Genomic DNA, 3,947 nt, shown 5'->3' with positions numbered 1-3,947 from the left:
CCCGAAAGAAGAAAGCCAGACGGGCCTGACCGGTACCCATTGCACGTTCTTGCGCCCACCACGGCACGACGTCCTGCAGAACTATGGTATTTTAGTGTTGATTCCACTGGATAGATAATGTAGACTGCTCATAGAACAAGGGGTTTGAAAGCAATTTGGAGGTGTCTACTATGAAACTGTTTGAAGAATACAAAGTCAAAGGTATGACTCTTAAGAACAGAATCGTCATGCCGCCGATGTGTATGTATCAGGCAACGTCTGACGGTTTGCCATCGTCGTTTCATCTATGCCACTATGCCTCCAGAGCTCTGGGAGGAGTAGGGTTGATCATTGTGGAGTCGACCGGTGTAGCCCCTGAGGGCAGGATCACGGACCACGACCTTGGCATCTGGAATGACGAGCAGGTTCCCGGGCTGAAACGGATTGTAGATGCCTGCCATGTAAACGGCGCCAAAATTGCGCTTCAAATCAACCACGCCGGCAGAAAGAGCACGTCCTCCACAAGGCAACCTTTTGCCCCAAGTGCTGTCCGCTTTGACAGCGATTATCGTATGCCGGAAGAGCTGACGAAAACGCAGATCGGTGAGATTGTTGCAGCTTTCAAAGCGGCGGCTGGGCGGGCAAATACTGCCGGGTTCGACGCTTTGGAGATCCATGCAGCGCATGGATACCTTGTTCATGAGTTTCTGTCGCCGATTACCAACAGGCGCACGGATGAGTATGGTGGCAGTCTGGAGAACCGGGTCAGGTTTCTCAAAGAAATACTGGAAGCTGTCCGCCCTGTTTGGCCCGAAGAAAAGCCGCTTTGGATACGTGTCTCTGCCCGTGATTATCAGGAAGGTGGAATNNTGCTCCCTATAGAAATTAACGATTATCCCGGGTATCAGGTCCCCTTGTCAGAAAAGATACGAAGAGAATGTGGCAAACCGACAATCGCCGTGGGTTTGATTACAAATGATGAGATGGTGGAAGAAATTCTTCAAAACGGCAGGGCGGATCTGGTGGCGATGGGACGTGAGGTTCTGCGCAACCCCTACTGGACGATCAATGCAGCAACAAAGCATGGAATCGCCGGCTATGTGCCGGAGTCTTACAAGAGAGCTCATAAGGTCTGATCTTGTAAAGATACCCCTGAAGCGGTTGGCGCACTGCTGTTCAGGGCAGATCGATGTCTGCAACAACGAGCGCGTGATCGCTGCCAGCCCGGACAGCGTCTTCGTACAGGTAGCGGACATCCGTGACACCGATACCGGGCGAGACGCGGATGCTGTCATAGCGGCAGCGCAGGTACTTCCCTTTCCGTCCACGGTGGTATGAGTCGACAAGGGGTCCGTTGGGGTAGTACCGTACCCGGCGTTTCAGCTGAGCTGGATGGTCGGCGTACCACAGGCGCAGGACGTCTTCGGTTCGTGTACCGGCGCCAAGGATGAGTGCCTCTTCTTGTGTCCACCAGCGGTTCTGCTCGATGTCGGGGTGGTCCACGCGCGGCCCGTTGGCGTCCATGCCCAGCACGACGGGGCAGGGGGCGGAGGACAGCCAATCCGCAAGGGCGCTGAACGCGCGGGGTCGCTCCGTTTTTCCTGGACCCGTATTAGTGGGGGCATAGCAGGAGAGGAGCGTCAGGGCGGATCCCGTGTGGGTGGCAGTGATGGCAAGCGAACGACTGGGGAGCAGGAGGTCTGGGACAGGTAACGCTGACCCGAGCACCCATTCGCCTGTGGCCGCTATTAAGCACCCGCCCCGGCGGGCGACACCTTGGGAAGAGATAGGAAACGACCATGTGTCGGTGGTGTGTTCCCACAGGCGACTGTCCACCACGGCACGTACGGCGGATGGTCCCACGTCCTGCAGGAGCAGGATGTCGGAGTTCTGGTCAGCCAGCAATCGGAGCTGATCGGTCGGATGGGGCATACCGCGCACATTCCAGCTTGCGATTCGCAGTCTCATATGAGTAGTATACAAGGCTGGGCCCTCTCGCAAAAACACAGGAGCGGTGTAATCTAAACGAGACGACGGGTGGCAGAACCCGCACGACGGGAGGAAGAACCATGAGTCAGTACAATCCACAGGCAGTCATGACGCAAGAGATGCTCGATCAGTTCAGGATGTCATTCGAGAGCGATCCGGTCAACAGGCTGGTACAGAACGCTGTGACGCGGGTTTCCGTGCATACCGTTGCCCTCAACCACGAGGCGGCGACGGGGGTAGACCACACGTTCTCCGTGATGCTGCCGAGCAACGAGGCGACGGCTCAGGAGAAGAGCGGGCGCTGCTGGCTGTTCTCCGGCCTCAATACGTTCCGGACCGAAGCGATGAAACGCCTTGATGTTGACAAGTTCGAGCTGTCACAGAATTACCTCATGTTCTGGGACAAGCTGGAGAAGGCGAGCTACTTCCTCGAGAGTATCCTTGCCACGCTGTCCGAGCCTGTCGATGGGCGCCTCCTGATGTACCTCTTGGGTTCCCCTTTGCAGGATGGTGGCCAGTGGGACATGTTCTGTGCCCTCGTGACCAAGTACGGCGTCGTCCCGAAGACCGTCATGCCCGAGACGGAGAGCAGCAGCAACACAAGGGACATGAACGACGTTATCACGGCCAAGCTGCGCGAGTATGCCGCCGAACTGAGGCGCATGGCTGCCAGTGGAGATGAAGAGGACGTCCTGCGTTCGCGCAAGGAAATGATGATGAACGTGATCTTCCGCATGCTGGCCACGCATCTCGGGACGCCGCCCGTCGAATTCTTCTGGCAGTGGCGGGACAAGGGGGGTACCTTCCACCGGGACGGTACCATCACTCCGCAGGATTTCTTCGCGCGGTACGTCGGCGTGGACCTCGAGAACAAGGTCTGTCTCATCAACTGCCCGACGCCCGACAAACCTATGAACCATCTATACACCATCGGCTACCTGGGCAATGTCATCGAGGCGAAGGGTATCCGGTACCTGAACACGCCCATCGAGGTTTTCAAGCAGGCTGCGATCGACATGCTGGTCGCCGGCCGTCCGGTGTGGTTCGGCTGCGACGTGGGCAAGTTCGAAGAGCGGGACCTCGGCATCCTGGACCCGTCGATCTATGAGTATGACCTTGTCTATGGCGAGGGGCTCATGAGTGACAAGGCCGAGCGCATCATGTATGGGCAGAGTGCCATGACGCACGCCATGGTGCTGACAGGCGTCGACCTCGACGGCGATGGGCATGCACGCAAGTGGCGTGTCGAGAATTCGTGGGGAGACAAGTTCGGGGATAAGGGATTCATCGTCATGACAGACGCGTGGTTCGACGAGTACGTGTACGAGGTCGCCGTCAGCCGGGACTATCTCCCGGAGGATCTGGCTGCTGTCCTGCGTGAAGAGCCGACGATCCTGCCGCCATGGGACCCGATGGGTGCCTTGGCTGTGGCTCGTTGACATACAGAAATTTTACGGGGAGGCACCAGTCATGGATATCCTGGAAGCGATAGCCGCGCGGAGGAGCATCCGCAAATTCACTGACCGTCCTGTTACCGAGGAGACCGTGAACGCGGTCCTCGCAGCGGCGATTCTCGCGCCGTCGGGTAAGAACCATCAGTCATGGCGGTTCGTCGTGGTGGCGGGCGACGAGAAGCGCGCACAGATGATACGAGTCATGCGCGAGGGCATCACAGACACCAAGGCTCGCGGGATAGACACCGGCTCGGCCATTATGACGGCGCGTGTCATGGACCGCGCTCCCGTGACGATCTTTGTCTTCAACCCGGAAGGTGTGGCACCCTGGGCGTCGCACTCGCTTGCGCAAATAGTCATGGAAACAGTAGACACTCAGTCCATCGGGGCGGCGATCCAGAACATGCTGCTGGCCGCACAGGCTATGGGTCTGGGCGCGGTCTGGATGTGTGACGTGTGGTCGGCGTATCAGCAACTGGAAGAATGGCTGGGAGAATCGGGCCAGCTCGTGGCCGCAGTGGCGCT

The 3,947-nt window shown here is 58.0% G+C and carries 4 protein-coding genes; 3 read left to right on the top strand and 1 reads right to left on the bottom strand.

All coding sequences use genetic code 11. The annotated features are described in order from the left end of the window. Window positions 1-170 precede the first annotated feature (170 nt). Window positions 171-1,115 (top strand): NADH:flavin oxidoreductase/NADH oxidase, encoded by a 945-nt coding sequence (locus tag SMC5_RS09640; RefSeq protein WP_119120548.1) that lies wholly within the window; start codon window positions 171-173, stop codon window positions 1,113-1,115. A gap of 40 nt (window positions 1,116-1,155) precedes the next feature. Here SMC5_RS09640 and SMC5_RS09635 read toward each other — a convergent pair whose 3' ends face one another. Further along, on the bottom strand, window positions 1,156-1,947 hold the full coding sequence (locus SMC5_RS09635) for an exonuclease/endonuclease/phosphatase family protein (protein WP_119120547.1): 792 nt from the start codon (window positions 1,945-1,947) through the stop codon (window positions 1,156-1,158). Between the two features lie 101 nt (window positions 1,948-2,048). Between SMC5_RS09635 and SMC5_RS09630 the strand changes: the two genes are divergently transcribed. Both SMC5_RS09630 and SMC5_RS09625 read left to right on the top strand, forming a co-directional pair. After that, window positions 2,049-3,407 carry a C1 family peptidase gene (locus tag SMC5_RS09630; protein WP_207799202.1) on the top strand — a complete coding sequence of 453 codons (1,359 nt, stop codon included), beginning with the start codon at window positions 2,049-2,051 and terminating at the stop codon, window positions 3,405-3,407. 31 nt (window positions 3,408-3,438) lie between these two features. Continuing rightward, window positions 3,439-3,947: nitroreductase family protein (locus SMC5_RS09625; protein WP_119120546.1), on the top strand; the 509-nt coding region annotated here is incomplete at its 3' end.

The sequence above is a fragment of the Candidatus Cryosericum odellii genome, from assembly GCF_003570935.1.
Lineage (GTDB): Bacteria > Caldisericota > Caldisericia > Cryosericales > Cryosericaceae > Cryosericum > Cryosericum odellii.
This window is presented reverse-complemented; position numbering and strand designations above follow the sequence as displayed.

Coding starts and splice junctions, on each gene's coding strand:
- SMC5_RS09630 (WP_207799202.1), top strand. CDS start 2,049: ATGAGTCAGTACAATCCACAGGCAGTCATGACGCAAGAGATGCTCGAT.
- SMC5_RS09635 (WP_119120547.1), bottom strand. CDS start 1,947: ATGAGACTGCGAATCGCAAGCTGGAATGTGCGCGGTATGCCCCATCCG.